The sequence below is a fragment of the Pseudomonas sp. 39004 genome, assembly GCF_028682155.1.
Lineage (GTDB): Bacteria > Pseudomonadota > Gammaproteobacteria > Pseudomonadales > Pseudomonadaceae > Aquipseudomonas > Aquipseudomonas capeferrum.
This window is the reverse complement of sequence record NZ_JANIAG010000282.1, coordinates 1-3,952: the sequence shown is the minus strand read 5'-3', so window position 1 is coordinate 3,952 and position 3,952 is coordinate 1. Positions and strand designations below refer to the sequence as shown.

General features: G+C 61.9%; 3 protein-coding genes. 1 reads left to right on the top strand and 2 read right to left on the bottom strand.

The genetic code is table 11. From position 1 onward, the window contains the following. Positions 1 to 111 precede the first annotated feature (111 nt). Positions 112 to 1,437 carry an isocitrate lyase gene (gene aceA / locus NP534_RS25965; RefSeq protein WP_209867592.1) on the bottom strand — a complete coding sequence of 442 codons (1,326 nt, stop codon included), beginning with the start codon at positions 1,435 to 1,437 and terminating at the stop codon, positions 112 to 114. A gap of 490 nt (positions 1,438 to 1,927) precedes the next feature. Continuing rightward, complete coding sequence (locus NP534_RS25960; RefSeq protein WP_274100624.1) at positions 1,928 to 2,662, bottom strand: secretin N-terminal domain-containing protein; 735 nt, start codon at positions 2,660 to 2,662, stop codon at positions 1,928 to 1,930. A gap of 146 nt (positions 2,663 to 2,808) precedes the next feature. On the opposite strand from NP534_RS25960, the gene NP534_RS25955 reads away from it, so the two are divergent. Beyond that, a partial coding sequence (locus tag NP534_RS25955; protein ID WP_274100623.1) for a S8/S53 family peptidase occupies positions 2,809 to 3,952 on the top strand: 1,144 nt, incomplete at its 3' end.

The window sequence follows — 3,952 nt, the reverse complement described above, 5'->3', positions numbered from 1 at the left end:
CACAAGGCCGCTCCTACAGGTTCCGTGTATTCCTGGTCGGTCTGGTGTCGGCAAAAAGAAAGGCCCAAGGCTCGCGAGAGCCTTGGGCCTTTCTTCAGCAGCGACCCACTATCAGTGGAACTGCTCTTCCTCGGTCGAACCAGTCAGTGCAGTCACCGACGAAGCCCCACCCTGAATCACGGTGGTCATGTCATCGAAGTAGCCAGTGCCCACTTCCTGCTGGTGCGCCACGAAGGTGTAACCCTTGCTGGCATCGGCGAATTCCTGCTCCTGCAGCTTCACGTAGGCGGTCATGTCATTGCGCGCATAGTCGTGCGCCAGGTTGAACATGCCGTGCCACATGTTGTGGATGCCGGCCAGGGTGATGAACTGGTGCTTGTAGCCCATCGCCGACAGCTCGCGCTGGAACTTGGCAATGGTGGCGTCGTCGAGGTTCTTCTTCCAGTTGAACGACGGCGAGCAGTTATACGACAGCAGCTGGTCCGGGTACTCCTTCTTGATCGCTTCGGCAAAGCGCCGCGCTTCGTCCAAGTCCGGTTTGGCGGTTTCGCACCAGATCAGGTCGGCATACGGCGCGTAGGCCAGGCCGCGGGCGATCGCCTGGTCGAGGCCAGCGCGCACTTTATAGAAGCCTTCACGGGTCCGCTCGCCCAGCACGAACGGCTGGTCGTACGGGTCGCAGTCGCTGGTCAGCAGGTCGGCGGCGTTGGCGTCGGTGCGGGCCAGGATGATGGTCGGTACACCGGCAACGTCAGCTGCAAGGCGCGCGGCCACCAGCTTCTGGACGGCTTCCTGGGTCGGTACGAGTACCTTGCCACCCATGTGGCCGCATTTTTTCACCGAGGCCAGCTGGTCTTCGAAGTGCACGCCGGCGGCGCCCGCTTCGATCATGTTCTTCATCAGTTCGTAGGCGTTCAGCACGCCACCGAAACCGGCCTCGGCGTCGGCAACGATCGGCGCGAAGTAGTCGACGTAGCCTTCGTCGCCTGGGTTCTTGCCGGCTTTCCACTGGATCTGGTCAGCGCGGCGGAACGAGTTGTTGATGCGCTTGACCACGGTCGGCACCGAGTCGACCGGGTACAGCGACTGGTCGGGGTACATCGACTCGGCCGAGTTGTTGTCGGCGGCAACCTGCCAGCCGGACAGGTAGATGGCCTGGATGCCGGCCTTCACTTGTTGCACTGCCTGGCCACCGGTGAGGGCGCCCATGCAGTTGACGAAATCTTTGTCAGGGCGGAAGGACGGGTGGGCACCTTGGGTGACCAGCTTCCACAGTTTTTCTGCACCCACCTGCGCCAGGGTGTGCTCCGGTTGCAGTGAGCCACGCAGGCGAACGACATCAGCGGCGGTGTAGGTACGGGTCACGCCTTTCCAGCGCGGGTTCTCGGCCCAGTCTTTCTCGAGGGCTGCAATTTGCTGTTCGCGTGTCAGTGCCATGGAAATAAACCTCGTCGCATCGATCTTGGGGTAATTGTGCTGATGCTCGGGTGCAGATCAGAGGCCTGACGGCTGTCCTGTCCGGGGGAGTGCGGCGGCGAACGCGAAGGCTCGAAGGGGAAGGAGGGGCAGGCCAGGCGAAGGTGTGCCCTGCAGGTCGGCTCGTGGTTGCCTTGCTGCGGTGCGACGCGATTGCCAGAACTGCGGTGATGCGCTTCCGTCCCTCGGGACAACTTCTTCGTTGCAGTCGCAATCCCGTCGAACCGCCTTGTGGGCCGTATAGACACGAGGCGCCTCCAGGGGTGGGAGGAGCACGCCTCGAAGGCCCTTGCCAGGGCCCCTGATTAGCGGGAGCGAGGCCATCATGCCCTTGGGAAAAAGTGCCTGTCAAATGGTTTGTAGTGACTTTTTTAAGTTACTACATCTTTGGTCTAATACGACTCGGCAGTCAGTTTCAAGGCCTTTGGTCGAGGCCTTGAATTGCCTGGGATCAGTCCAGAAGGTCGACTTTTACCCGTAAAGTCATGTTTTCGCCGCGCTGTGTGGTGTAAGTGTGGCTGGATGCGCTTCGATCGGCTTGGCTCTGCTGATTGAACCCCGCCAGGGTGATCCACTCGCCGAGCTTGCCGGTGACCGTCGTGTCGGTGCTTTGCACTTTCACTACATCGGCACGTTCCTGGCTCATTCGGTCATTATTGGTGCTTATTTGCAGACGAACCGTCTCGCCGCTCAAGCTTGGGGTGACATAGAAACCTTGGGTCACATTGCGGTATTCGGTGTTGCTCTGGATGCGCCCGTAACCGTCGGTGCTGGTACTGGTCACCGGTATGCTCTGGCCCACCTGGATCAGCGCCGCCTGGCCTTCGCTGGCCTGCACCTGTTGCAGGCCGCCTTCACGGTTGCTGGTGCCGTAGCGGATGACACGGGCGTTGCCGCGGTTGTCCTGGAAGTTGCTGTCGTTGTTGTCGACGCTGATCAACAGGCGCTTGGGCGCAGTGTCCAGCTGTTGCAGCAGGCTGCGCAGGTCGTCGATGCGCTCGGGGCTGGCATTGACGATCAGCTTGTTCTCGAAGGCGCTGACGGTGCCGTCCTTGCCGATGAACGATTGCGCGGCAGGCAGCAACTCGGCACTGCTGCGGTACTGCAGCGGCATGACTTCGGTGGCGGCTTGAGCGCTCAGGCTCGCCGCCAGCAGCAGCGAGGCGAAAAAGGGGCGTAGCGGCATGTCCATGATCTCCGCAGGGGGAATCAATATGATGGCAAATTTGCTCAGGTTGTGCAGGCTGCGCATCAACGACTGACATCGGGCTGCGGCTGAACCTTTGATTTGCCCCGGCAGTCGCAACCTCAGACGCCGCCGGGAGTGACCGCATGAAGCGCTGTGCCACGTTGTTGTTGTGCCTGTTCGCCAGCGTTGCCGGTGCGGCCGGGGACACGCTGCGCATCAAGCAACTTCAGCGTTGCGGTGACCTGCTCGATGCCAGGCGCCTGCAATGGTGCTTGCGCAGCGAAGGGTTGGGGCCGCAGATGCCTGCGGTCTGGCTCGGCGACGCGCAATTGCCGCAGGCCGATATCGAGCGGCAAGGCGATACCCTCAAGCTGACCTTGCACAGTACCGCCCAGCGCAGCGCGCCGCTGTGGATCGAGGCCGCTGGGCGCAAGAGCAACCCCGTCTGGCTCAGCCGCCAGGGCAGCCATGTGCTCGCCGCTGGCCCCGGGGAAGTGGCGAAGAACATGGATGGGCTGACCACGTACCTCGACCTGGTAAGCCTGTTGATCGAAGAAAAACACGACGGCCGCGAAGAAGCACAGCGTATCGCCGACAAGTTTGGCGCCAAGGTGGTCGGCGCCATCCCACCGCTCAATGTCTATCAACTGCGCTTGCCGGTGCACGACCTGGTGCAGCGCGACGCGATGATCCTGCGCATGGGCAGTGAAGTCAGCGTCGATGCCGTGATTGTCGAAGAGTCCGCCCCCGAACGTGCAGAGGAAGGTGACGGTCGCAGCCGCCAGGCCATGGACCAGGCGGACGAGTGGGCGGCCAACCGCTTCATGGATGCGCTGTATTTCTACCAGCGGCGTATCGCTGTTTCCAAGGTGGCGGTACACAGCATTCGCGTCGGGGTGATCGAGCGCGATGTGGATTTCGACGCACCGGGATTCATCGGCTATCGCGGTGCCTGTGCGAAAGGCAATACCTGCCTGTATGGCCGGGATGGCAACCGTGCCGACAGCCACGGCAGCCATGTCGCCGGCATTCTCGCGGCTCAGGGTAAAGGCGTGGAAGGCGGGTTTCTGCCGGGGTTGGGCAAACCCAGCCCGGGCTTCGAGGTCATTGTCGAACGCAATTCGGATGCCGGTATCACCGCCAACATCGCGGCTTCGGTCAACCTTGTCGAAGACGGCGTGCGCGTTCTGAACTGGAGCTGGGGCATCCATCGGGTGGGCGCGAAGAATGTTGCGGGTGATGAAGTCGATTCGTTGGTCCGCTCGGGCCTGGCGATGAGCGGGTATG